Below are 22,175 nucleotides of genomic sequence, written 5' to 3' on the forward strand. Positions count from 1 at the left end.
CATTTCTATGTCACGACGCTCGCTCAGAACCCAAGCTCATCGGTGAATCGAGGCTAAGAGCGGCCACGGAGTGGTCACAGAGCACGTTGGGCCACCTGACACGCCACGCACAGCATATTTGCTCCGCTAACACTGCGTGGCATTCTCGAACTGGCGGAACGAGTACAGTTACTGATTCGCCTCAGCCAGATTGAAGCCCCTCCTGCAGATGTGCGGCCAGCAGATGGAGGGCGTGCATCGACGGTGAGATCACGTCCCGCCAGACCCCGGAGCGCGCGAGAGAGCCAACCAGGACATAGGCGGTCTTGCGGCCGAATCCCCACTGCTCTGGCGGGTCGGGCATCTCGACCCAATCGAACTGCGTCTCCTCCCCCGGCGGGTGCTCGATGACCGCGTTCGCGCGTTTCGTGACATGCGCGCATACGTGCACGCCGACCGCAGCCCGCGTGCCCGGATCTGTCTCATCAACGTCGGATACGAACCCGTGAACCCCAACAGGGCGAGCTCGTCGAACAGCGTCACCGCCACAGATGCGGGGTCCTCGGAAAGCCTCGCGGAGACATAGTCGACGAACGGCGCGAACGCGTCAGGGCCAGCGGAATCGCGGAACCTGGGCTCGCGTTGCCTATTCAGATACGCGCGAATGGTCTTGCGGTCGTCATTGGTGCGGCGAGTGATCTCGCTGATCGTGAACCCCTGCCGTTTCAGAACGTGGATATCCACGTTGCTCCTCTCCGAGAGCATGAGAAACAGGGCCTTCCTCGGGCGGGTATGGTCAGAGACCATCAGCATCGAGGAAGGCCCGCCCCATGCGGCGGAGCGACCCAGGGTGACGAATTTCGATGAGCAGAACTGCGGAATTTCAGTGAGCGCCGTCACTTGAGTAGCTTCATCACGCGCGGGGTCGGAATGTTTGCCGGATTTGCAATGCTGGTTCGTCGGGTCGATACCGCCGAAGTCAGACTTGACGCGAGGATCAACGGACTAGTAGACGAGCTCAGCGCACGGATCGATGGTTCCAGGGTGAATCACCGAGGTGAAGATCGCAGTCGCTCCCCTGGATGGCCCACCACAGCACCTACTTCCCGTACGCTGATCACGCCAGTCCGGGCAACCGCCTCACCCCCGCCAGTTCTTCGCGAGTTTCGTGAGCAGCCGCGCGAGCTCATCGCGCTCATCGTCGGTGAAGGCGGTCAGCGCCTGATCCAGTCGCTCGCGCCGCTCGCCGCGCATGCCGCGAATCATCCGTGCGCCGTCATCGGTCAGCGCGATGCGCGTGCGGCGTGCGTCGTCGGGGTCTGCCTCGCGGCGCACCCAGCCGCGATCGACGCCCTGCTGCACGAGGCGTGACGCGCGGGGCTGATCGACGCCGACGGCCTCGGCGAGCCCGCTCACACTGAGCGGTTCGGGTGCCGCGGCGAGCGCATCCAGCATCCGCACCACTGCCAGCGCACCGTTGCGCCCGGCCTCCCATCCCATCCGTCCGGCTCCACGCCCGCCCGGGCCATGCTCGCCGCGCGGATGCTGGTGTGCGTGAGGTGCGCCACCGCGCCTTCCGCGCAGGCGTGACAGGGCAGTCGCGATGATGTCGGCGGGGTTGGAACTCTCGGTGCTCACCCTCAGAACTTTACATGCGATTTGACATGGATGCACATTGCATGTCACACTGCATATACATGCAACATGACAAACAAAGGATTTCCATGAACAACGACATCACTACTGACACACGTCCCCTCGGCTATTGGATCAGCGCCGTCGACCGGCTGCTGGCAGCCGAGTTCGCCACCGTCTTCGCCGATGAAGGAATCACTCGCCGCGAATGGCGGATGCTGAACCTCATCGACGGCACGACGCCTGGCTCGCGGCCCGAACCCGATACCGGCTCTGCGCGCACGGCCCGCCTGCCTCACGCAATGCGCGGCCCCAAGCTGCGCCGACTGATCGACCTCGGCTGGATCAGCCGCGACGCCGACGGCTGGACCCTCACCGACGCCGGCCGACTGGCCAAGTCTCGCCTCGGCTCCGCGGTCGACGAGATCCGCGCCCGCTTCTCCGCCGCCGTCTCCCCCGAGGAGCTCGCCGCGATGACAGCGTCACTCGAGAAGGTCGCCCGCGAGTTCGGCTGGGAAGCAGGCATGCGCCTCCCCCGCCGGCACGGACAGCACAATTTCGGATGCCACAATGATCGCCACCACGATCGGCGTCATGGCTTCAGCCACCGGTCACGGACACCAGAGCAGCACATCCACATCCACACGCACAGCTGAGCGCCAGCATCCGACTGCCGTCTCCCGGGCTTCCGAGAGGCGGCTTTCGTCATGTCAGAGCAGTGACGGATGCCAGTGGCGCAGCCATATCGAACGGGTTCGCACCGGTGGAGAGCAGCACACCGACCACGGCCACCGCCGCGACCAGCAGAGCGATGAGAATGACGAAGATGACGATCGTCCACGCCCGGTAGCTTCCGGTCGTGCCGCCGGCAGCCGGCGAGGGGATCGGCGGGCGATCGGGAAGTTCGCTCGGGGCGGGCAGTTTGCGCTTGTCGGCGCGCGTGCCAGGCACCGCGGTTTCTCCTGCGGCAGCATCCGTCACGCCCGGCGCCCTCGTGCCACCAGTCGCGGCGAGCGGCGCCGATTCCACCGCGGGCGGCGGGATCACCGGCTCCTCGAACACTGATGCCGGAAGCTCGGGTTCTGGCATCGGCGCATCCGGAATATCGAGGTCGGGGACATAGGCGCGCGCGATCACCGACGCCGGATCGACAGCGCCCGGCTCCAGCGGGCCTGCGCCGGCAGGCCCTGGCTCAGCAGCATCCACCCCACCGGCATCTACCCCACCGGCATCCGTCCCGGCATCCGGCCGGTCAGCATCCACCCCACCGGTCCCGGCGGGTTCGTGCACCGCCGCAGCCTCCGGAACCGCATCCGCATCTTCGGTGGGGTCAGACATGTCAGCCTCCTATGGCTCCTGCATCGGTCGTGCCCACGTTCGTGCGGTGGAAATTCTGGAATGAGCGGGATGCCGTCGGCCCGCGCTGCCCCTGGTAACGGTTGCCGTAGGGGCCCGAGCCGTAGGCGTTCTCGGTCGGCGAAGTGAGACGGAAGAAGCAGAGCTGGCCGATCTTCATCCCCGGCCAGAGCTTGATCGGCAGGGTCGCGACGTTCGCGAGTTCCAGCGTGACGTGCCCGCTGAAGCCGGGGTCGATGAACCCGGCCGTCGAGTGCGTGATGAGTCCGAGGCGCCCGAGCGACGACTTGCCCTCGAGGCGCGCGGCGACATCGTCGGGCAGGCTGACCTGCTCGAACGTCGCACCCAGCGCGAACTCCCCCGGGTGCAGGATGAACGACTCATCCGGGTCGACCTCGATCAGCCGAGTCAGCTCGGGCTGATCGACCGACGGATCGATGAACGGGTACTTGTGGTTGTCGAACAGCCGAAAGTACCGATCCAAGCGCACGTCGATGCTCGATGGCTGCACCATCTCCGCATCATGCGGATCAAGTCCGATGCGGCCTGATGCGAGTTCTGCCTTGATGTCGCGGTCGCTGAGAAGCACGCCTTCAGCCTACCGGCGCTGTTGCCCAACCGCTGGGTTGTGGCCATGTCTCAGTTGTGGCGGGTCAGCCGCATCCACACCCGGCAGTTCTGAGGCACCTCCCGAACCATGTCCCAGTTGTGGCGGGTCAGTCGCAACTGAACCCGCCATTTCTGAGACACGGAAGGCTGCGGCTGCGCGAGGCCGACACGGTGACGACGCTACTGGGGCGCGGAGTCACACATCCCGTCCGCGCACCACGGCCCACGCACCCAGCAGGGCCGCGGCGGGCCATGCGATGAGTGTCGCCCACGCCTCCGGAGCGCTGAGGCCCCACCCGTCCTGCGGCAGGATGGCGTTCTGCGCCGCCGATGCCGGCAGATAGTTGCCGAGGTTGCCGATCCACTCGATGTCCTGCGCGAAAGAGCCGAGCAGGGCGACGATGATCGGCAGCACGAACAGGATGCCGACGGTCATGGCGATGGCGCCTGCCCCGGAGCGCAGCAGGAATCCGAGCCCGACACCGAGCAAAGCGAACAGCGCCATGGCGCCGGATGCCGCGAGAATCGGCAGGATCGTTTTGCCTGGGTCGTCCCAGAGCAACGGGATCCCGCTCGACGCGGCGAGCGGTGAGATCATCGCGGCGGTGGCGAGGAAGATCAACAACGACACGACGAACATGAAGAAGGCGAGAACCGTCGCCTTCGCCGCGAGCACCGAACCGCGAACAGGATTCGCTGTCAGGGTCGAGCGGATCATGCCGGTCGAGTACTCGCCAGTGACCGAGATGACGCCGAGGATACCGGCAAGCATCATCGTGAACTGCACGGGCATGACGACGGCCATGATCGTGTCGGCTGGCGCAGTCATCGTAAGTGTCGCGAGGAAGGCGATGCCCATGGTGAGGGCTGCGACGATGGCGACTGACCACCAGGTGCCGCGAACGGTGGTGAGCTTGATGTATTCGCTGCGCAGCTGGCGGGGGAACGTCAGCGTGAACGACGAGGTCGGAACGTGCGTTGCGCGGGCCGCGACGGTCATGCGTGTGCCTCCTCGAGCCGGGCACCGTCTTGCGGGACGGCACGGGTGCGGTATTCGACAGCTTCGCCGGTGAGGGCGAGATAGGCGTCTTCCAGTGAGCCGCTGGTCGGGGTGAGTTCGTGCAGCGGGATGCCGCGTTCGAAGGCGAGGTCGCCGATGCGGGATGCTGGGAGCCCGGTGATGTCGAGAATGTCAGCGCCGACAGCGGCGACCTCGACGTCGCGACCGGCGACGGCGGATGCCAGTTCGGCGGGGCGCGGAGTGCGCACGTGCACGCGTTCGGTGGTCCATGCGCGAACGAGGTCGGGGAGCGCAGCATCCGCCAGCACTTTTCCACGCCCCAGAACGATGACGTGATCGGCGGTCTGCGCCATCTCGCTCATGAGGTGGCTGGAGAGCAGCACCGTGCGGCCCTCGGATGCCGCATGCCGCACGAACTGGCGCACCCAGCGCACGCCTTCCGGGTCGAGGCCGTTGACCGGCTCGTCGAGGATCAGCGTGTGCGGGTCGCCGAGGAGAGCGGCAGCGATGCCGAGGCGCTGCCCCATGCCGAGCGAGAACCCGCCGGCGCGCTTGCGAGCCACCGAGCCGATGCCGGTGATGTCGATGACTTCGTCGACGCGGGATGCCGGGATGCCGTGCGTCGCAGCCATGACGCGCAGGTGATTGCGCGCGCTGCGGCCGGTGTGCACGGCTTTCGCGTCGAGCAGCACGCCGGCCTCGGTGAGGGGCGCGCCCAGCTTGCCGTACTCCTTGCCGTCGACGGTGACCCGGCCGGCGGTGGGGCGGTCGAGCCCGACGATCATGCGCATCGTGGTCGACTTGCCGGCGCCGTTCGGCCCCAGGAACCCGGTGACGCTGCCTGCGCGCACGGTGAACGACACGTCGTCGACGGCGAGCTTGTCTCCATACCTCTTGCTGAGGCCTTCGGCTGTGATCATGACTACGACGCTACGGGTACGGCGCGGTGCTGCGCGTCCCTCGGAGGGATGACGTTGATGGCACGGATGTCGGACTCTGGAGTGACTTTCGTGGCTGCTGTGATCGTTGCGCAGTGCCGGCCAATCGTCAGGGTTTGTTATGCTGGTCGAGCGCCGCAAGGCGTGCGGGGCTGTAGTTCAATGGCAGAACTTCTGCTTCCCAAGCAGATAGCGCGGGTTCGATTCCCGTCAGCCCCTCCACTTTTAAATCCCTGAGCTATCCCGGACATTCTGGAGCTATTCCAGTCTGCAGATTCCGCGAGGTTAGTGCGGACAGGCGCGTCGTGCGTGCGGCGCCCTTTGACGTTGACTAGGTGATGGGCAATGACGGTTGGCCTCCGGTACAGCGGGCCCCGCAAACTGTGCATAGGTGAGACTGAACATACGCTGGGTGTATGGTAAGTCTCAGTTAGGAGCGCTGATGAAGCCGCTGGAGTTGGTCCGGACAGTCGAACGGGCGCCACTGAGGACCCTTCGGTGGACCGCCATCGACCAACGAACCACAAATGCGGCACGCGAGCTAGCCAGTCTCGTCGCAGAGGGGGCGTTGGTGCGCATTGCCCACGGCACGTACACCGCCCCTCCCGGGGGTGCCGATGGGCGGCGATGGAAGCCGCCGCTGGAAGCCGCCGGACTGGCAGTGGCGACCACACGCTTCGGGCAGCGCAATGTCGCTCTGATGGGCGTCGGCGCGGCCCGATTCTGGGGAGCAATCCCCAGGGCCATCGCAACGACGACCATTGCCGTACCGGTGGCCGGGCGTCCGGCCATACAGCTGGAGACCGGGGGCACAGTCCACTTCATCCCGCGGATATTAGATGACCTCGACCTTGAATTGCAGGCCACACCGCTCGGGGACGCTCTCGTGACCACCCCGGCGCAGACTCTGTATGACTTGCTGGCGAAGCCGCACCAAGGACAGGCGCCAGATGCGGCCGAGGATGCGGCGCGAAACCTCGGCGCCCGCGTGACGGCACCGGAGTTGAAAGCCATCGCCGCGCGAGCACAACGAGTGCCGACAACGGTGAAGAAGGTCATCGACAGGATGGAACATCAGCGATGAAACCAGGGGCCACCCCCGGCATTCTCGACGAGGAGGAGATGCTGGATGTCCAGCTGATGTTCGGCGTCGACGAGGAGCAGGTCAGGCGCGATCACGTCATCTCGCACGCGCTCGCAGCCCTGGGCGGTATCGACGACTCGCGATTGGTGTTCTTCGGAGGCACCGCCCTGTCGCGAACCTACCTACCGAACCTGCGACTGTCCGAGGACATCGACCTCATCGCCCTCGCGGTCAGAGCCGAGGTAGCCGCCGAGGTTCAGCAGTATCTGGAGTCTGGACTGAAGCGCACGTTCCGGACCCCGACATTCACCCCGGACATAGCGTCGACCGGCCATTCCGACCCCAGCGTGATGGACGTCGGGGACGTGCGCATCCAGATTCAGCTGCTGTCCTCCGAGGGGTATCCCGCGTGGCCTACCGAGGTCCGCTCCCTCACACAGCGGTACTCCGACGCACCTCTTGCGCGGATGAGAGTCCTGACAGCCCCGGCGTTCGCGGCCGCGAAACTGAGTGCATGGGTGGATCGCGGGGCTCCCCGTGATCTCTACGACATGTGGGCGCTCGCGCGGCTAGGGATGATCGACGAGGAAGCGAAGCGACTCTTCGCGAAGTACGGCCCGATCACCAGCAGCACCAGGGTGCCGTTCAGCAACCTGCCCACAGCGGCCGGGTGGGGCACGGCGCTGAATCACCAGTGCATCCCCCAGGTGGATCCCACCGAGGCCGCTGAGGTCGTAAGCGCTGCCTGGCGGTAGCGCACGGGTAGGACGCGCCGGAGCCGCGCTACGAGCTCAGAGGGCGACGGCTCTCCTTAGTCGGCGACATCCGCCGCGGCAGCAATGGCCGCGGCGGTCTGGGCATCGGCATCGGTCTGACTGACAACTTCATCCACGAGCGCGATGCCTCCGGTGGAGTTGACCGAGTGCATCAGCCTCTCGATCCACGCGGCATTCAGAGTCGGCGTCTCCGGCGTATCGAAGACGAAACGCAGCGCGATCGAAGGATGCAGCCAGATCGTCGAGCGGCCTTCCGGGTCGCCGTCCGGGTGCCGCCACGAGAGGGTGAAGCTCTCCTGTCTGCGCAGCTTCGTGGCGATGACGACCTTGAGGTGCGCGAGCGCCCGATCCTCAACATGAATCATATTTTCGATGCCGTCGTACACGAGTCTGCCCATAGTTGAAATCTAGCCGATCTGCACCCCATCTGGTGCGCAGAGTTCACCAGCCGCACCGCACGGCTTATACGCGGCAGATCGCGCTCCGTCAACCGGATCGGCGTCGTACGCGCCACCCCGTAGCGTGAGCGATCAGCACGCAAAACCTCATCGAAAGGACGCAACCATGTCGAATCCCAGTTTCATGCCGCTGCCCTTGCCGGATGACGACCGACAGCAGGAGCCGACCGTCGAGGAAGACGGCGAAACGGTGCTCGACCCCGACGCCGACGCAGACAACATCGACAGTGCCGACGCAGACCGCCTCGCCAGCGAAGAAGGCGAAGCCGAAGGCTCAGCTGAGTGAGTGAGTCGGCAGTGAAAGGTCATGGCGCGGATGCTGAGCATCCGCGCCATGACCTTTTGAACAGCTGCCTCAATGGTTGCGCAGCGCTGAGATCAAATCGGCCTTTTTCTTCTTCGAGTAGCCGGTGAGGCCGAGTTCCTTCGCGCGATCACGTAACTCCTCGACAGTCCAGTCCTCGTAGCTGCCGGACTCTCCTCCTCGGCGTCCGACTTCGCTGCGGCCCTTCTTGGTGCCGCCCGCGGCGTTCGAGATCCTCGCGGCCTTCTCCTTCGAGGCGCCGTCGTCACGAAGCTCCTCGTACAGCTCCGGATCCTTCAATCGCGAGTTCGCGTTGCGAGGCATTGCTCTTCCTCTCCTGACTGCTGGGCAACGTAGACCGACGGCATCTCGCCATCGGGTTGAGAGATGCTCTCCACGGTGATCCCGGTGGACTCGGCGGAGAGCACCCGTGCAACATCGGCCTGACTGACAATCCCGACGAGCACGCGGCTCTCGATGACGGGAACGCGACGAATCTGATGGTCGCGCATCCGCTCGAGTGCCACCGACACATCATCTGACGCGTCGACTGTCACCGGCTTTCCCGCCGCCAGGGCTCGCGCCGGGGTTGTCTCCGGATCGAGGCCGTGTGCAACTGCCTTCACGACGATGTCGCGGTCGGTCAGCATCCCTTTGAGCTTTCCGTTCTCGCCGCAGATCGGCAACGACCCGATGTCCAACTCCGACATCAGGGACGCCGCGATGCTCAGTGAATCGTTCTCCCCGATGCACCGCGGTGCAGGCGTCATGATGTCCCGTGCGAGCGTCATGTCCGGGTCCTCTCTCGGTGCGGTCTCTCGTTTCGTATGTCACCCCGACGGTAGGCAGGTTCTCGCCGACTCCAGAAGGGGGTTGACAGCGACGCCCACGCCGCCGTGCCAAGCGGAACCGACCTGGCGTGAGCGGCCGGGACACGCCCTCCAGCCGGTTATCATTCAGTTGGCTGGTAAATCAGTACCGGTGCATGCGCGAGAAAGAGCGGTGGCGCACGTGGGCAAGTTCGTCTATGAAGGCGGCGTCAAGGTCGAGATCGAAGACCGTGCGCTCACTCACATCCAATTGGTGATCAGCGCCAAGCTTCGCCGCGGCGAGCCCTTCCCCTTCAGCTGGCGAGAAGACGCGAGCGTCGGCGGCGGGCGCACGACCGTGTGGCTGCACCCGGGCAGCTCGATCGTGTACAAGTACTACGGCAGCCGCCAGCCGGCGATCAGCCGCGCATGGGTCGACGCGCTTGCCTTCACGGCGAACGCCCCCACCGGCCTGTACCTCGTGCCTGAGCCGTCTGATTCTGGCGAGGCGGCGTCGCCCGACATGCGTACGGTCCCGCCCACCGGCTGAGGTCCGCGCTCGCAACACTGTCAAGCCCCTTGTCGAGCGGCGCGACAGGTAAGAGGGTCGTCTCACACCCCAGTGAGAAGAGGCGATCATGACGCGCGCAACCCCAGACGATCCCCGTAATGCCCACCATCAGGGTGGTTTCCCGCCGCAGACGCAGTCCCAGCCCGGCCTGACCTCGGCGACACATCCGACTCCCGACCATGGCGAGTCCACCTACGAGGGGCATGGTCGCCTGGCTGGCCGTCGTGCGCTGATCACCGGCGGCGACTCCGGCATCGGGCGGGCGGTCGCGATCGCGTTCGCCCGTGAAGGTGCCGACGTCGCCATCGCGCATCTCCCCGAAGAGCAGGAGGATGCCGATGACACGCTGGGCCTCGTGCGCGAAGCCGGCCGCACAGGAGTGAGCTTCGCCGGCGACGTCCGTGATGAGGACTTCGCGACCAGCATCGTGACTGAGACGCGCTCAGCGCTCGGAGGCCTCGACATTCTGGTCTTGAATGCCGGCTACCAGCACGACATCGACAGCTTCAGTGAACTGCGCACCGACCGGATGCGACGTGTCTTCGACACCAACCTCGCGGGTCTGGTGTTCTCTGCGCGAGCGGCGTTCCCCGATTTCGAGCCCGGAGCGAGCATCATCGTCACCGCATCCATACAGTCGTTCAATCCCTCCCCGGGGCTGATCGATTACGCGATGACGAAGGCCGCGCAGGTGGCGTTCGTGAAGGCGCTCGCTGAAGAGGCGGGGCCGCGTGGCATCCGCGTCAACGCCGTCGCCCCCGGCCCCATCTGGACGCCGCTGATCCCGGGCACCGGGTGGGATGCCGAGAAGCTCGCGCACTTCGGCACCGACACCGCGCTGGGCAGGGCGGGGCAGCCGGCCGAACTCGCAGGCGCCTATGTCTACCTCGCATCCGAGGAAGCGTCGTATGTCTCGGGCGCGGTCTTGCCGGTAACCGGAGGGAAATCACTATGAACGGCTCAGGATCAGGTGCTTCTCACCCCGCAACCAGGTGGGAGATCATTCAAGTCGGTCACGGCGGCTGGCGCGTCTGCGATAGCTCGCTCTCGGAGTCCGACGGATCACGCCTGGTCGCCTACGTCGACCGCAACGTGACCGGCTCCTTCGAGGTGCTCTGGCTGCGCAACCCTCGCCCCGCACGTTCCCGCTATCGAAAGCTGGCGGATCTGCTCGCGGATCTCGATGCGCTGATCGCCGAGCCGACGCCAGCGCGGCCGCGCTCGGCCCGCCCCAACGAGATCCCGCACTTCCCGCCCCGCGGGTGACGACGAAGCCGCCCTGAACGGAGAGGTTCAGGGCGGCTTTCGTGTCAGGCGAGCGAGCTAGTTTTTCTCAGCTTCTTCGCCGTCCGTGTCATCATCGTCAGGCTCATCGACCGGTTGGGCGTCAACGCCCTCCGGCCGCAGGCCCTGGTCTCCGATGCCGCTCATCAGCTTTTCACTGCCGGCGTGCGGTTCTCCGCACTGACCATCCACGCGAACTGCTCGAGCTTCTCGATGATTCCGTGCAGGATGTCGGCGCTCGTCGGATCAGCGTCGTCGACCGTGTCGTGCACGTCGCGCATCGTCTTGACGGTGGCTTCGAGACGAACAGTGATCAAGTCGACGGTGTCGGTGGTGCTCACCTCTCCCTGCGGGTATTCCGGCAAGGTGGTCTTCTCAGACACCGTGCTGCTGCGTCCGTCAGGAACGGCGTGCAGTGCGCGCATGCGCTCCGCGACCGTGTCGCTGAACCCACGGGCTGCGGCGATGATCTCGTCGAGCTGGCGGTGGGTGTCGCGGAAGTTCCTGCCGACGACGTTCCAGTGCGCCTGCTTGCCCTGCACCGAGAGCTCTACCAGGTCGACGAGAACTGCCTGCAGGCTTTCGCGCAGGGCCTTCGAAGCCAGGAACCCCTTCTCGTCGTTCTCACGCGGAGCGGCGCTCGAGCCCGTGGCGGGCGGGGTTGCCGTCTTGTTGGATGCAGATTTCTTAGTCGAAGCCATTGTTATCTCCTTCCGACGGGGTGTTCAGTGGACGGTGTTGCGGATCAGACGCGGTTTCGACCGCCGATGACCCGGAACAGGAAAGCGATGAGTGCGATGACGCCGACGATGAGGGCCACCCAGAGCAACCAGTTGAGCGCACTGCTGAGCCCGCCGACGATCGCGAGGACGATCGCAACGACGACGATGATGATAAGCGCGATGTTCATGCTTGTTCTCCTTGACCTCTATGTGTCGTTCAGAGTGAGAGCCACTGTTGAACATGCTCCAACTTGGCAGGTCGAAGCCGTGCTGTCGTGGGGGTTGACGCTCCCCAGCCACAGTGCTATTTGACGGGTTGGCGCGCAGCGCCCATCGTCGTCAGCAGCCGCACCGTGCGCTGCTCTGCCGCCGTCTGCCCGTCGCGCGGGCGGACTCGCGTGCGTCGAACGCGCTCGAGAACGTCCGGATGCTCGGCTGCCGCGAGCACTCTCGGGTCGACGTACGCCGACCGGGTGACCGCAGGAGTGTTGCCCAGACGGTCGGCAGCGGCTTTCACCGCTTCGCGGAGCACGGAGGCGCTTTCGCGTTCGGACGACGCATCCGAGAGCTCGCTGCCGAGGAGCGCCGTGGCGACGAGCACTGTTCCTCCCCACGTGCGAAAGTCCTTCGCCGTGAACTCCTCGCCCATGAACCGCTTCACGTACGCGTTCACGTGATGGCTTCGCACATCACGTACGACTCCATCCTCATCGAAGAACCGGAACACGTCAGAACCCGGGAGCTCCAGCAATTGCGCGATGAGGCGCGCTACGCGTGCATCGGAGACGCGACGCTGCTGCCGCTTGCCGCTCTTTCCGGTGAAGTCGAACTCGACGATGGACGACGTGGCCGTGAGGTGCTCGGCGCGAAGGGTCGTGACACCATAGCTGCGATGCTGCTTCGCATAGGCGGAGTTGCCGACCCGGAACAGCTGCAGATCGATCAGCCGGATCACGCACGCGGTCACCCGGTCGCGGTTCAACCGCTTCCGGCGAAGGTCACGGTCGACCCTGTTGCGCAGCCGCGGCAGCGCTCGGGCGAAGCGCAGCATCCGATCGTATTTGCGACGCTCCTGCCGTCTGCGATATGCGGGGTGGTAGATCGACTGGGTTCGCCCGGCGGCATCCGTTCCGCGAGCCAGCACCTTCGCCGATGCCGACCGGGCGATCTCCACGTCGACCCAGGCCGGCGGAATCACCAGCGCTTCAATGCGCTCGATCTCGGATCGCTTCGTGATCTTTCGGCCACCGAGTCGGTAGATGAAGCCGTCGTCCGTCGCTTCGCGGGTGATCACCGGGCTGCGCCGACGTCGCGATGTCGTCTGCTTGCGCTTCACCGCGGCCATGTTCGTCTCCCACGCTGTTGTCGACGTGTCCCGTCACCGGGCAGTGCGCCGGTGACATCTTGAGCGTACGAGAGAGGCGGCAGCAGGCGGCAGGGCTTGACTTCACGTCGCGGATGCTCCGTTTCTGCACAGCAGCACCTGATCCAACCCTCGGCATTCACTCGACAGGCGAGCAAGCCAGCCGCACGTAGTCATCATGGCCAGGCATCCTCAGATCGTGGTCTCGCAGAATCATGGTCACACCGGCGGGCCTAGCTGCGCATGCCGCCGCGAACTTGTCCGAGCCCATCCCATCGGCGTACTCGATGTCGAGAACGACGTCGTACACCGCGGCATAAGAGGTGCACTCGTCGAAGACCGCACAGGATTCCGTCACCGCGAAGTCGTATCCGATCTTCGCGATCTCCGTCGTCAGCTCTGCGGTGTTCTTCTGCGCGATCGCCAGACCAGCCGCGTGCGCAATGCGCGCGTATTCGGCGGCGAGCGCAAGATTGTCGCTCGGCGCCAGCGCCCCGCGCGAGCGCGAGAACGAGTCGAGGTTGTCGATCTCGACGGCCGCATAGCCGGCATCCCGGCACCCCTCGATCCATCCACGAACAATCTCAGCGAGGCCCGCGCGCTTCTCCTCAGTCGAGGTATCCAAGATGAACTCATCCGGCCAGCCGGGGTCCGCGAGCGGTGCATCGCCCACGTGCAGGACGAGTTCCGGATGCTCTCGCGCAAACTTCTCGGACGCGTCCGGCTGCGTCTGGAACCCATTGATATAGCAGATGTCGTAGCCGAGGCCGGCTGGCTCCTGAAGCCGGTCGCGCACGATGACCGTCGCCCCGTCTGGGGGCGGGTACGCGCCACCGAGCTGGTAGTCGAAGTCAGCCCCGGCATCCGGCAGCCTGATCGCCATCTCCGTTTCGGAGGGCGCCGCAGCGCCACACCCCGCGAGCACGAAGAGCAGAAGTGCGGATGCCGTCAGCGCGGGTGCGCGTCTCATCGAACGGCCTCCTCGAGCAGCTCGCGGCCCACCTGCGAGAGATCGGCTCGCCCTCCGCGCCACAGCGCCGTGATCGGGCGTTGCACCGGATCGCCCCGCAGCGCAACCTCCACCAGCCGTCCGAGCCGCACATCGTCGGCGATCGCCAGTCGCGAGAGCACTGCCGGCCCGACACCCTCGCCGACTGCTGAGCGCACGGCGGCCGAGGTCGACAGCTCCGCCACCGGCTCCGTCGGGCTGCAGTCGAGCCGGGCGAGCACGGCATCCTCCCACGCCTGGCGCGTGCCGCTGCCCCGCTCCCGCACGACCAGCGCAGTATCCGCCGCATCCGCCATTTCGATCTCGGTCCGCGTTGCCCACGCGTGCTGCGGGGCGACCACGACGGCCAGCTCGTCCAGGCACACCGTCGTCCTCGACAGTCCCTCGGGCAGAGTCGTCGACTCGATGAATCCCAGATCGGCATCACCGCTTCGAACGAGTTCCCCGACCTCGGAACTGTTGGCGTTCAGCATCCGCACCTGCGTCGGCGCGTGCCCGGAACGCACGTGCCGTTCGCGCAGCGCAACCAGCCAACGCGGCAGCATATGCGCAGCTACCGTCTGGCTCGCGGCGACCGTCAGCGCCCGGCTGCGCTCGCCGCGCAGCGTCTCGACACCGAGGCTGAACCTCTCGCCGGCCGCCAGTACGTCCTCCGCCCAGGCGGCGGCCGTCTCGCCCGCCGCGGTCGGCGTTACACCGCGGGGTGTGCGCAGCAGCAGCTCGAGGCGCAGCCGCTGCTCAAGTCCGCGCAGGCGTGAGGATGCCGTCTGCTGGGTCACGCCGCATTCGCGCGCGGCGGCTGAGATAGATCCGTGTCGCACCGCCGCGACGAGCAGTTCGAGCGCTCCGATCTCGGGCACATCTTTCATGGCACTCCCGCCTCCGCCCACAGCCCTTACCTGTATCCCTACCGACGATACGCGCTTCCGCTCTCGGTGCGCGTTCCGCAAAACTGGATCTGTGCAACTCCTCCCCCTGCAGACCCTCTCCCCACGCCTGGCCCGCCGCGGCATCGATGTGCTCCCCGGCGTCGTTCTCACGGCGACTATCGCCGTGGCCTCGACGGGAATCGGCACGCTCGTGCCGGTGCTCGGCTCGGCGGTGCCGGCGATCATCATCGGCGTCGTGCTGTCGCTGCTGCGCGGGCGGATGCTGCGGCACAGAGAACCGGATGCCGCTGACGCGCCCGCTGGCCGGTGGGTCCGCTTCGACGCCAGTCTGCAACCGGGCATCACCTATTCGAGCAAGTTCCTGCTGCAGCTCGCGGTCGTGGTGCTCGGCGCCCAGCTGTCACTGATGAGCATCCTCCAGGTCGGGCTCGAATCTCTCCCCGTCATGCTGTCGACCCTCGCCGTCTGTCTGGTGGCAGCCTGGTGGCTCGGCAAGGTGATGCGCATCGAGGGCAAGCTCACCACTCTGATCGGCGTGGGAACCGGCATCTGCGGGGCCTCTGCCATAGCCGCAGCCGCGCCGGTCATCGGCGCCGTGGGCGCGCAGATCACCTACGCCGTCTCGACGATCTTCCTGTTCAATATCCTCGCCGTCGTGCTGTTCCCGCTGCTCGGGCACGCCCTGAACCTCGACCCGCACACGTTCGGGCTGCTTGCTGGCACCGCGGTGAATGACACCAGCTCGGTGGTCGCCGCCGCGAGCGTCTACAGCACCGCAGCACTCGGCTTCGCGGTCGTCGTGAAGCTGGTGCGCACGCTCATGATCATCCCGATCAGCATCGGGCTCTCGGTGATCGAAGCCCGCAAGGATGCCGCCGGACAGCCCCTCACCGGCCGCCGCATCGCGAAACTCGTGCCCTGGTTCCTGATCGGATTCGTGATCGTGGCGATCGTGAACTCGACCGGGGTGATCCCCGAGGGCCCTCGCAACTTCCTCGTGCATGCCAGCGTGTTCCTCATTGCGATGGCGCTGGCCGGCATCGGGCTGTCGACCGACATTCCCGCACTGCGTCGCGCGGGCCTCAGACCGCTGGCACTCGGTGCGATCCTCTGGATCCTCGTCACCGCAACGGCTTTGGCGACGATCGCGATCACCGCAGGGCTGCGCGGCTGAACACCGGATGCTGCGACGGCCGGACCAGCTCAGATTCCGCGCGGGGCGCGCAGTGCGCGAAGGGCGTAGAGAATCGCGGCGAGGTCGATCAACTCCTGCGTCAACGCGCCGGCCACTGCCGGTATCACCCCCGTTGTGGCGACCAGCATCAGCGCCACGCTCAATGCGATGCCGATCCAGATCGAGGTCTTCGCGACCGACACCGTGTGCCGGCTGATCGCGATGGCGCTGACGACGGGAGAGATCGCATCTCGAAGAACCACCGCTGAGGCGGCCTCACCGGCGGCGGTGGATCCGCGCACACCCATCGCAATGCCGACATCGACCGCGGCGAGCACCGGTGCATCATTCACGCCGTCGCCCACCATCAGCACCGGCCGAGGCTGCATATCCGCCGCAAGTCGCACTTTGTCAGCCGGCAGCAGTTCGGCATGCACCTCTGCGATGCCGACCTTCTCGGCAACGCTTCGCGCCGTCGGCTCGACATCGCCGGTGAGAATGGCCGTGCGCGTCACGCCGAGGCGATGCAGGGCCGCAACGGTTTCGGCAGCATCCGGACGCACTTCATCGGTGAGCACCAGAGTCCCCGCGAACCTCCCGTCGACGGCGACGTACACGACGGCTTCCCCGGACGCCGCTTCGAAGCGCGCAGTATCGGGCACGATCGACGCGATGTACGCGGGCTTTCCGACCGCGACCGTTCTTCCGCGCACCACGCCGATGATGCCGTTCGTGGCGACTTCGACCGCCCTCTCGGCAGTGTCGACGGTCAGGCCGCGATCGGCCGCCGCCGAGATGATGCCCGCGGCGAGCACATGCGAAGACGCAGTCTCGACCGCCGCGGCGAGCGCCAGCACCTCGTTCTCGCTGAAGCCCGCCCTCGCACGCACCGCCATGAGCGTGGGACGCCCCTGGGTGAGGGTTCCCGTCTTGTCGAATGCCGCCGAGCGCACCTGCGCCAGCCGCTCGAGAACGGCTCCACCTTTGACCACCACACCGCGCTTGGCGGTCTGCGACAAGCCCCCCAGAAATGCCACGGGCGCCGCGAGCAGCAGCGGGCAGGGCGTCGCGAGCACGAGCACCTCGGCGAATCTCACCGGGTCGTCCGACAGCGCCCACGCGATGCCGGCGATGATGAGCGAGACCGCTGTGAATGGAATCGCGAAGCGGTCGGCCATCCGCACGGTCGGGGCTTTGGATGCCTCGGCGGCACGGACGAGCGCGACGATCTGCTGATACTGACTGTCGGCTTCAGTGCGAACCGCCCGCATGCGCACCGCCACCGTGCCGTTGATCGTGCCGCTGGCGATCTCGGCACCGGCCGATCGCGTCACGGGCAGGCTCTCTCCCGTGAGCTGCGACTCATCGAGGTCGGCGACATCGGACAGCAGCACGCCATCGACCGGTACGAGCTCTGCCGGACGGATCAGGATCTCCTCGCCCACCGCGATCTCGGCGACGGGCACCTCACGGACTCCATCGCCCTCGATGCGGTGCGCGATGCGCGGCGCCCGCTCCAGCAGGGCTCCGAGATCACGACGGGCACGCCGCTGCGCGTAGTCTTCCAGCGCCTCACCGCCGGTGAGCATCAGCATCACGACAACGGCGGCGATGTACTCCCCCACGGCGAGCGTCGCGACCATCGCGATCACCGCAAGAATGTCCAGGCCGAAATGCCCGCGCAGCATGTCGCGGACCATGCCGACGACGGTCCACAGCACGAATGCGCCGACGAACACGGTGGCGATGATGCGCGCCGCGAGCTCAAGACCGGATGCCGCGCAGATCACGACTGCGACACCCACCACCAGCGTGGCGAGGATCAGCGGAGAGCGGAGCAGGAACCGCAGCACAGCAGCCATGCTCTCAGCATGGCTGAGATATTCGCGTGCCGGGCGGAGGCGGACGGGGTTTAATCCGGTCGGTGGCGGCCCGCTGTCGCGTTTCTCATGAGACGATCGCCGTGAGGCGCCGCTCGCGCGCCTCGAATCTGCGACGCAGATGCAGCGGAAAAGGGAGAGAAGCATGACGCGCACATATGTCATCACCGGATCAGCCTCAGGAATCGGCGCCACGACGGCCGAGACTCTCCGCACTCGCGGCGAGAAGGTCATCGGCATCGATCTGAGGAACGCCGACATCGAGGCCGACCTCTCCACTCCTGATGGGCGCGCGTCGGCCGCGGCCCGCGCCACCCAGCTCTCGGACGGAACAATCGATGCGGTCATCGCCTGCGCCGGCATCTCCGCACCCATCCCCGCGACTATCTCGGTCAACTACTTCGGTGTCACCGAGCTGCTCACCGCGCTGCTGCCGGCGCTGCGGGCTTCAGACGCGCCCCGTGTCGCAGTGGTGTCGTCGATGGCATCCCTGCAGCCGAACTCACCGGAGCTGGTGGATGCTGCACTCGCCGGAGACGAACCGAGGGCCATCGAGATCGCTGAGGGCCTCGCCGCTCAGGGTGCGCTCATCGGCTACTCGATCTATCCGTCGTCGAAGCGCGCGCTCTCGCGCTGGGTGCGCCGCGCCTCGATCTCAGAGGACTGGGCAGGTTCGGGCATCCCGCTCAATGCGGTGGCACCCGGCACGGTGCTCACCCCGATGACCACAGAACTGCTCGCGACACCCGAGGGCACGCAGATGGTCGACGCGGCCGTGCCGATGCCGCTCAACTACCACCAGAGCCCCGAATCGATCGCCTACCTGCTGATCTGGCTCACATCGAGCGAGAACACGCACCTGGCGGGGCAGGTCATCTACGACGACGGCGGGGCGGACGCCACACTGCGCGGCGACGACATCTGGTCCTGGAACGACCCGAGCTGAGCTGACGCGCGCTCAGCCGCTCGTCCGCGCTGACAGGGCGCGGGCGATGCGGGCGATCGCCTCGCGGAGAATCGGCCGCGGGGTCGCGAAGACGAAGCGCGTGAAGCCGGCGGCCGCCTCGCCGCACTCGGCACCGTTGGTCATCGCGACCTGAGCGTGCTCGCGGAACCACGCGCCGAGGTCGCCGGTCAGCCCCGTCGCCCGAAAATCGAGCAGCGCGATATAGGTGCCCTCCGGCACCGTGACGCGCACGCCCGGCAGCTGCTCAGCCACCAGCTCTGCGAGCAGGTGGCGGTTGCCATCAAGATACTCGACGGTCTCTTCCAGCCACTGCTGACCTTCCGTGAAAGCCGCCAGGTGCGCCACCGCGCCGATCGTGGCGGTGCCGTGGCCGCCCCAGCCGCCATCGGCCTTCCACGCCTGCAGCGATTCGTCATTGGACAAGATCAGCTGCGCGCACTTGAATCCGGCGAGGTTCCATGCTTTCGAGGCGGATGTCGCCGTGAGTGTGTGGGCTGCCGCAGCATCCGACACCGAGGCGTACGGAATGTGCGATGCCGGGGCGTACACGAGCGGCGCGTGAATCTCGTCCGAGAACACCCAGCCACCCGCGTTCGTCACGATCTCGGCGATCTGCAACAGCTCCTCGCGGGTCGACACGGTGCCGAGGGGGTTGTGCGGATTGCACAGCGCGAGCAGTTCGCCACCGTCGGCGAAAGCGGCGGCGACCCCATCGAGGTCCATCGTCCAGCGCCCGTCCACCTCGATGCTCGGCACCTCGATCACCCGGCGACCGTGTCGCAGGGGCACCGAGAGGAACGGCATGTACGCCGGAGTGGGCACGATGACCGCTGCACCGGGTGCGGTGAACTTCTCGATGGCGAACTCGAACGCGGCGATCACATCCGGCACCAGCCGCACCTGATCCGCCCCGATGCTCCAGTTCGCATGCTCGCTGTACCAACGAGCGGTCGCCGCCCTCAGGTCATCGGAAAGCGTTGTCGGCAGATACCCGGTGAATCCGGCATCCAGCGCATCGCCGACAGCCTGCGAGATCGCTGGCGCGACCCCGAAATCCATCTCGGCGACGAACGCGCCGATCGTCTCGGGGAATCTCGTCCACTTCACGCTGCCCGCACGACGCAGGTCGGCCTCGGCGATGGCGTCGAACGGATGCTCTGCAAGCGGGGATTCAGCAATGCTCATGCCTCTATTGTCGCCGGTCGCGCGTCGCGAGCAACAGCGCCAGCGCACACTGCGACACAATAGACAGGATGAACGACAACCCCTCCAGCTCGACGTCCGGCGAGGGCTGCGGCCCCTCCTGCACCTGTGGCGCGCCCGAGCGGCAGGCATTCTCGCTCAGCGTTCCTGCGCGCGCGGCCGTGCCGACAGCATCCGGCTGCCATTCCATCGAGCAGGCGCAGATTCCCGCGGGAACGTTCCAGATGGGCGACTCCTCCGGCGACGAGAACCGCGGAGACGGCGAGACGCCGGTGCATGCGGTGCAGATGTCGGCCTTCGAGATCGACGCCACCAGCGTCACCAATGAGGCCTTCGCCGCGTTCGTCGACGCGACCGGGTACCGCACGGAAGCTGAGACCTTCGGCTTCTCGGCCGTCTTCCACCTCGCGCGCACCGCACCCGAATCCGACATCATGGGCCAGGCGCCCAGCACGCCGTGGTGGCTCGGAATCAAAGGCGCCGACTGGCGCCGACCGGGCGGCGCGGGTTCGAGCATCGACGACCTCGCCGACCACCCGGTCGTGCACATCAGTCACAACGACGCCCTCGCGTATTGCGCATGGGCGGGGCGGATGCTGCCCACCGAGGCGCAGTGGGAGTACGCCGCCCGCGGCGGACTCGACTCTCGCAAATACCCGTGGGGCGACGAAGAGATCGACGACGGCGGCTGGCGGGTGAACATCTGGCAGGGCACATTCCCGCGGGTCAACACCCTCGATGACGGGTTCCTCACGACGGCGCCGGTGCGCACGTTCGAGCCCAACGGGTACGGGCTCTGGCAGCCGGTCGGCAACGTCTGGGAATGGTGCGCGGACTGGTTCGATCCGCGCTATTACGCGCACAGCCCTGCCAAGGACCCGACGGGACCGGCATCCGGTAGCGCCCGGGTCATGCGCGGCGGCAGCTTTCTCTGCCACATCTCGTACTGCAACCGCTACCGCAACTCCGCGCGCTCGCAGAACACTCCCGACTCGTCGATGAGCAACGCCGGATTCCGCACCGTGCAGCCGGCGCGCGACGTGGCCGCTACAGCCATCCCTTCCGTCTGAAGGCGAAGTAGAGCCCGGCGCCGAACGCGATCATCAGCCCGATCGCCATCGGGTAGCCGAACGTCCAGTGCAGCTCGGGCATGTCCTTGAAGTTCATGCCGTAGATCGCGCCGATCAGTGTCGGCGCGAAGATGATCGCCGCCCAGCCCGAGATCCTCTTCATCTGCTCGCCCTGGCGGATGCTCTCAGCGGTCATCCGCTCCATCTCGGCGTTCTGGCGCCGCGCCACGATCGTCGATTCGACTGTCAGCGCGTTGTCGAGCACGGTGCGGAACATGCCGGTGCGACCCGCGATGCGGATGGTGTGGTCGTGCACGTCGCGCAGATGACTGCGCAGCTCTTCGTCGAGCTGGTCGGCGTCATCGCGCAGCAGCGTCGCGACGAGGTCGGTGAGCGGCTGCACGGCCCGCTGGAAGTGAATCACCTCACGCCCCAGCTCGTAGATGCGCTGGGTGACGTCGGTGCCCTCGACGAAAAGCTGACTCTCGATCTCGTCGATGTCGTTCTCGAGTCCGGCGAGCACCGGTGCGTACTGATCGACGACCTCGTCGAGAATGGCGTAGAGCACCGCGACCGGGCCGAGCGCCAGAAGTTCGGTGCGGCCCTCGAGCCGCTCCCGCACCCGCCCGAGGTCGGGTGCCTCGGCGTGGCGCACGGTCACCACGAAGTCATCGCCGACGAAGACGTGCACCTCGCCGAACTCGATCTCCTCTTCCTCGTCGAGGTAGCGCGCCGGTCTCAGCACCACGAACAGGTGCTCGCCGTAGCGCTCGATCTTCGGACGCTGGTGCCCGGCCAGCGCGTCTTCGACGGCCAGCTCGTGCAGCCCGAACTCGCGGGCGACGGCCTGCAGCTCGTCCTCGCTCGGCCGGTAGAGACCGATCCACCCCATGCCGCCGCGCTCGCGCATCAGCTGGAAGGTCTCGTCGAGACTCGCGGGGTTGGCGGTGCGAACGCCGTTCACGTAGATGCCGTTGTCGATGATCGCCATGCAGTCATCATCTCGCGTCGATCGCCCATGACAGCGGATGCCGCTCGCACCAGCATGACTTGCTGGCACGAGCGGCATCCAC

27 protein-coding genes and 1 tRNA gene are annotated in these 22,175 nt (G+C 66.4%); 11 read left to right on the plus strand and 17 right to left on the minus strand.

Annotated elements, in window-relative coordinates:
- Positions 1-181: 181 nt before the first annotated feature.
- Both FM104_RS16690 and FM104_RS16695 read right to left on the minus strand, forming a co-directional pair.
- Positions 182-430, minus strand: coding sequence for a hypothetical protein (locus FM104_RS16690; RefSeq protein ID WP_256971451.1), 249 nt, complete (start codon positions 428-430; stop codon positions 182-184).
- A gap of 689 nt (positions 431-1,119) precedes the next feature.
- Positions 1,120-1,617 carry a MarR family winged helix-turn-helix transcriptional regulator gene (locus FM104_RS16695; protein ID WP_256971452.1) on the minus strand — a complete coding sequence of 166 codons (498 nt, stop codon included), beginning with the start codon at positions 1,615-1,617 and terminating at the stop codon, positions 1,120-1,122.
- Positions 1,618-1,703: 86 nt separating this feature from the next.
- Here FM104_RS16695 and FM104_RS01115 point away from each other — a divergent pair, with 86 nt between their 5' ends.
- Positions 1,704-2,270 (plus strand): MarR family winged helix-turn-helix transcriptional regulator, encoded by a 567-nt coding sequence (locus tag FM104_RS01115; RefSeq protein WP_087129620.1) that lies wholly within the window; start codon positions 1,704-1,706, stop codon positions 2,268-2,270.
- A gap of 49 nt (positions 2,271-2,319) precedes the next feature.
- Here FM104_RS01115 and FM104_RS01120 read toward each other — a convergent pair whose 3' ends face one another.
- The 4 genes from FM104_RS01120 to FM104_RS01135 all read right to left on the minus strand — a co-directional run bounded on the left by FM104_RS01120 (position 2,320) and on the right by FM104_RS01135 (position 5,520).
- Positions 2,320-2,952: a hypothetical protein gene (locus FM104_RS01120; RefSeq protein WP_087129621.1), complete on the minus strand. Its 633-nt coding sequence runs from the start codon at positions 2,950-2,952 to the stop codon at positions 2,320-2,322.
- Between the two features lies 1 nt (position 2,953).
- Positions 2,954-3,559, minus strand: a complete 606-nt coding sequence (dcd, locus tag FM104_RS01125; protein ID WP_087129622.1) for a dCTP deaminase — start codon at positions 3,557-3,559, stop codon at positions 2,954-2,956.
- A gap of 216 nt (positions 3,560-3,775) precedes the next feature.
- A complete protein-coding gene (locus tag FM104_RS01130; RefSeq protein ID WP_087129623.1) occupies positions 3,776-4,579 on the minus strand; it encodes an ABC transporter permease subunit in 804 nt (267 codons plus the stop codon).
- A complete protein-coding gene (locus FM104_RS01135; RefSeq protein WP_087129624.1) occupies positions 4,576-5,520 on the minus strand; it encodes an ABC transporter ATP-binding protein in 945 nt (314 codons plus the stop codon). Before FM104_RS01135 ends, FM104_RS01130 begins: the two co-directional genes overlap by 4 nt.
- 166 nt (positions 5,521-5,686) lie before the next feature.
- On the opposite strand from FM104_RS01135, the gene FM104_RS01140 reads away from it, so the two are divergent.
- The 3 genes from FM104_RS01140 (at position 5,687) to FM104_RS01150 (ending at position 7,377) form a co-directional block, all read left to right on the plus strand.
- A tRNA-Gly gene (locus tag FM104_RS01140) sits at positions 5,687-5,760 on the plus strand.
- A 349-nt stretch (positions 5,761-6,109) separates the two neighbouring features.
- Positions 6,110-6,622 carry a type IV toxin-antitoxin system AbiEi family antitoxin gene (locus FM104_RS01145; protein ID WP_179206619.1) on the plus strand — a complete coding sequence of 171 codons (513 nt, stop codon included), beginning with the start codon at positions 6,110-6,112 and terminating at the stop codon, positions 6,620-6,622.
- Entirely contained in the window at positions 6,619-7,377 is a 759-nt protein-coding gene (locus FM104_RS01150) for a nucleotidyl transferase AbiEii/AbiGii toxin family protein (RefSeq protein ID WP_087129626.1), read from the plus strand. The genes FM104_RS01145 and FM104_RS01150 overlap by 4 nt, the downstream gene beginning before the upstream one ends.
- A gap of 56 nt (positions 7,378-7,433) precedes the next feature.
- Here the strand turns inward: FM104_RS01150 and FM104_RS01155 are convergent, their stop codons facing one another.
- A complete protein-coding gene (locus tag FM104_RS01155; RefSeq protein ID WP_087129627.1) occupies positions 7,434-7,796 on the minus strand; it encodes a DUF7882 family protein in 363 nt (120 codons plus the stop codon).
- A gap of 166 nt (positions 7,797-7,962) precedes the next feature.
- On the opposite strand from FM104_RS01155, the gene FM104_RS01160 reads away from it, so the two are divergent.
- Complete coding sequence (locus FM104_RS01160) at positions 7,963-8,142, plus strand: hypothetical protein (RefSeq protein WP_087129628.1); 180 nt, start codon at positions 7,963-7,965, stop codon at positions 8,140-8,142.
- A 69-nt stretch (positions 8,143-8,211) separates the two neighbouring features.
- On the opposite strand, the gene FM104_RS01165 is transcribed toward FM104_RS01160, so the two are convergent.
- Complete coding sequence (locus FM104_RS01165) at positions 8,212-8,484, minus strand: DUF7218 family protein (RefSeq protein ID WP_087129629.1); 273 nt, start codon at positions 8,482-8,484, stop codon at positions 8,212-8,214.
- Positions 8,457-8,951, minus strand: a complete 495-nt coding sequence (locus FM104_RS01170; protein WP_087129630.1) for a CBS domain-containing protein — start codon at positions 8,949-8,951, stop codon at positions 8,457-8,459. Before FM104_RS01170 ends, FM104_RS01165 begins: the two co-directional genes overlap by 28 nt.
- A 220-nt stretch (positions 8,952-9,171) precedes the next feature.
- Between FM104_RS01170 and FM104_RS01175 the strand changes: the two genes are divergently transcribed.
- The 3 genes from FM104_RS01175 to FM104_RS01185 all read left to right on the plus strand — a co-directional run bounded on the left by FM104_RS01175 (position 9,172) and on the right by FM104_RS01185 (position 10,806).
- Complete coding sequence (locus FM104_RS01175; protein ID WP_087129671.1) at positions 9,172-9,519, plus strand: DUF7882 family protein; 348 nt, start codon at positions 9,172-9,174, stop codon at positions 9,517-9,519.
- 88 nt (positions 9,520-9,607) lie between these two features.
- On the plus strand, positions 9,608-10,495 hold the full coding sequence (locus FM104_RS01180) for an SDR family oxidoreductase (RefSeq protein WP_087129631.1): 888 nt from the start codon (positions 9,608-9,610) through the stop codon (positions 10,493-10,495).
- The gene (locus tag FM104_RS01185) at positions 10,492-10,806 is read left to right on the plus strand and encodes a hypothetical protein (protein WP_087129632.1); all 315 of its coding nucleotides are present in this window, start codon (positions 10,492-10,494) and stop codon (positions 10,804-10,806) included. Before FM104_RS01180 ends, FM104_RS01185 begins: the two co-directional genes overlap by 4 nt.
- A gap of 164 nt (positions 10,807-10,970) precedes the next feature.
- On the opposite strand, the gene FM104_RS01190 is transcribed toward FM104_RS01185, so the two are convergent.
- The 5 genes from FM104_RS01190 to FM104_RS16230 all read right to left on the minus strand — a co-directional run bounded on the left by FM104_RS01190 (position 10,971) and on the right by FM104_RS16230 (position 14,787).
- Positions 10,971-11,525: a Dps family protein gene (locus tag FM104_RS01190; RefSeq protein WP_087129633.1), complete on the minus strand. Its 555-nt coding sequence runs from the start codon at positions 11,523-11,525 to the stop codon at positions 10,971-10,973.
- 44 nt (positions 11,526-11,569) lie between these two features.
- Complete coding sequence (locus FM104_RS16415) at positions 11,570-11,734, minus strand: hypothetical protein (protein WP_179206620.1); 165 nt, start codon at positions 11,732-11,734, stop codon at positions 11,570-11,572.
- Between the two features lie 116 nt (positions 11,735-11,850).
- Entirely contained in the window at positions 11,851-12,891 is a 1,041-nt protein-coding gene (locus tag FM104_RS01195) for a DNA topoisomerase IB (RefSeq protein ID WP_087129634.1), read from the minus strand.
- A 157-nt stretch (positions 12,892-13,048) separates the two neighbouring features.
- Positions 13,049-13,879: an endo alpha-1,4 polygalactosaminidase gene (locus tag FM104_RS01200; protein ID WP_087129635.1), complete on the minus strand. Its 831-nt coding sequence runs from the start codon at positions 13,877-13,879 to the stop codon at positions 13,049-13,051.
- Complete coding sequence (locus FM104_RS16230; RefSeq protein ID WP_179206621.1) at positions 13,876-14,787, minus strand: LysR family transcriptional regulator; 912 nt, start codon at positions 14,785-14,787, stop codon at positions 13,876-13,878. Before FM104_RS16230 ends, FM104_RS01200 begins: the two co-directional genes overlap by 4 nt.
- 91 nt (positions 14,788-14,878) lie before the next feature.
- On the opposite strand from FM104_RS16230, the gene FM104_RS01220 reads away from it, so the two are divergent.
- Positions 14,879-15,982, plus strand: coding sequence for a YeiH family protein (locus FM104_RS01220; RefSeq protein WP_256971454.1), 1,104 nt, complete (start codon positions 14,879-14,881; stop codon positions 15,980-15,982).
- 29 nt (positions 15,983-16,011) lie between these two features.
- On the opposite strand, the gene FM104_RS01225 is transcribed toward FM104_RS01220, so the two are convergent.
- Positions 16,012-17,844 carry a heavy metal translocating P-type ATPase gene (locus FM104_RS01225; RefSeq protein ID WP_087129639.1) on the minus strand — a complete coding sequence of 611 codons (1,833 nt, stop codon included), beginning with the start codon at positions 17,842-17,844 and terminating at the stop codon, positions 16,012-16,014.
- A gap of 163 nt (positions 17,845-18,007) precedes the next feature.
- Here FM104_RS01225 and FM104_RS01230 point away from each other — a divergent pair, with 163 nt between their 5' ends.
- Complete coding sequence (locus tag FM104_RS01230; RefSeq protein WP_087129640.1) at positions 18,008-18,808, plus strand: SDR family NAD(P)-dependent oxidoreductase; 801 nt, start codon at positions 18,008-18,010, stop codon at positions 18,806-18,808.
- 12 nt (positions 18,809-18,820) lie between these two features.
- Here FM104_RS01230 and FM104_RS01235 read toward each other — a convergent pair whose 3' ends face one another.
- Complete coding sequence (locus FM104_RS01235) at positions 18,821-20,014, minus strand: MalY/PatB family protein (protein ID WP_087129641.1); 1,194 nt, start codon at positions 20,012-20,014, stop codon at positions 18,821-18,823.
- 68 nt (positions 20,015-20,082) lie between these two features.
- Here FM104_RS01235 and FM104_RS01240 point away from each other — a divergent pair, with 68 nt between their 5' ends.
- Entirely contained in the window at positions 20,083-21,102 is a 1,020-nt protein-coding gene (locus FM104_RS01240) for a formylglycine-generating enzyme family protein (protein WP_179206622.1), read from the plus strand.
- Here the strand turns inward: FM104_RS01240 and corA are convergent.
- The gene (gene corA / locus FM104_RS01245; protein ID WP_087129642.1) at positions 21,080-22,093 is read right to left on the minus strand and encodes a magnesium/cobalt transporter CorA; all 1,014 of its coding nucleotides are present in this window, start codon (positions 22,091-22,093) and stop codon (positions 21,080-21,082) included. The two genes, FM104_RS01240 and corA, sit on opposite strands and share 23 nt — an antisense overlap.
- Positions 22,094-22,175: the final 82 nt, after the last annotated feature.

The organism is Microbacterium esteraromaticum, from assembly GCF_900163815.1.
GTDB lineage: Bacteria > Actinomycetota > Actinomycetes > Actinomycetales > Microbacteriaceae > Microbacterium > Microbacterium esteraromaticum_B.

Excerpts from the sequence above, each read along its gene's own strand:
- FM104_RS01115 (WP_087129620.1), top strand. The coding sequence starts at position 1,704 with ATGAACAACGACATCACTACTGACACACGTCCCCTCGGCTATTGGATC.
- FM104_RS01120 (WP_087129621.1), bottom strand. The coding sequence starts at position 2,952 with ATGTCTGACCCCACCGAAGATGCGGATGCGGTTCCGGAGGCTGCGGCG.
- FM104_RS01130 (WP_087129623.1), bottom strand. The coding sequence starts at position 4,579 with ATGACCGTCGCGGCCCGCGCAACGCACGTTCCGACCTCGTCGTTCACG.
- FM104_RS01135 (WP_087129624.1), bottom strand. The coding sequence starts at position 5,520 with ATGATCACAGCCGAAGGCCTCAGCAAGAGGTATGGAGACAAGCTCGCC.
- FM104_RS01150 (WP_087129626.1), top strand. The coding sequence starts at position 6,619 with ATGAAACCAGGGGCCACCCCCGGCATTCTCGACGAGGAGGAGATGCTG.
- FM104_RS01155 (WP_087129627.1), bottom strand. The coding sequence starts at position 7,796 with ATGGGCAGACTCGTGTACGACGGCATCGAAAATATGATTCATGTTGAG.
- FM104_RS01160 (WP_087129628.1), top strand. The coding sequence starts at position 7,963 with ATGTCGAATCCCAGTTTCATGCCGCTGCCCTTGCCGGATGACGACCGA.
- FM104_RS01165 (WP_087129629.1), bottom strand. The coding sequence starts at position 8,484 with ATGCCTCGCAACGCGAACTCGCGATTGAAGGATCCGGAGCTGTACGAG.
- FM104_RS01170 (WP_087129630.1), bottom strand. The coding sequence starts at position 8,951 with ATGACGCTCGCACGGGACATCATGACGCCTGCACCGCGGTGCATCGGG.
- FM104_RS01180 (WP_087129631.1), top strand. The coding sequence starts at position 9,608 with ATGACGCGCGCAACCCCAGACGATCCCCGTAATGCCCACCATCAGGGT.
- FM104_RS01185 (WP_087129632.1), top strand. The coding sequence starts at position 10,492 with ATGAACGGCTCAGGATCAGGTGCTTCTCACCCCGCAACCAGGTGGGAG.
- FM104_RS01190 (WP_087129633.1), bottom strand. The coding sequence starts at position 11,525 with ATGGCTTCGACTAAGAAATCTGCATCCAACAAGACGGCAACCCCGCCC.
- FM104_RS16415 (WP_179206620.1), bottom strand. The coding sequence starts at position 11,734 with ATGAACATCGCGCTTATCATCATCGTCGTCGTTGCGATCGTCCTCGCG.
- FM104_RS01195 (WP_087129634.1), bottom strand. The coding sequence starts at position 12,891 with ATGGCCGCGGTGAAGCGCAAGCAGACGACATCGCGACGTCGGCGCAGC.
- FM104_RS01200 (WP_087129635.1), bottom strand. The coding sequence starts at position 13,879 with ATGAGACGCGCACCCGCGCTGACGGCATCCGCACTTCTGCTCTTCGTG.
- FM104_RS16230 (WP_179206621.1), bottom strand. The coding sequence starts at position 14,787 with ATGAAAGATGTGCCCGAGATCGGAGCGCTCGAACTGCTCGTCGCGGCG.
- FM104_RS01225 (WP_087129639.1), bottom strand. The coding sequence starts at position 17,844 with ATGGCTGCTGTGCTGCGGTTCCTGCTCCGCTCTCCGCTGATCCTCGCC.
- FM104_RS01230 (WP_087129640.1), top strand. The coding sequence starts at position 18,008 with ATGACGCGCACATATGTCATCACCGGATCAGCCTCAGGAATCGGCGCC.
- FM104_RS01235 (WP_087129641.1), bottom strand. The coding sequence starts at position 20,014 with ATGAGCATTGCTGAATCCCCGCTTGCAGAGCATCCGTTCGACGCCATC.
- FM104_RS01240 (WP_179206622.1), top strand. The coding sequence starts at position 20,083 with ATGAACGACAACCCCTCCAGCTCGACGTCCGGCGAGGGCTGCGGCCCC.
- corA (WP_087129642.1), bottom strand. The coding sequence starts at position 22,093 with ATGGCGATCATCGACAACGGCATCTACGTGAACGGCGTTCGCACCGCC.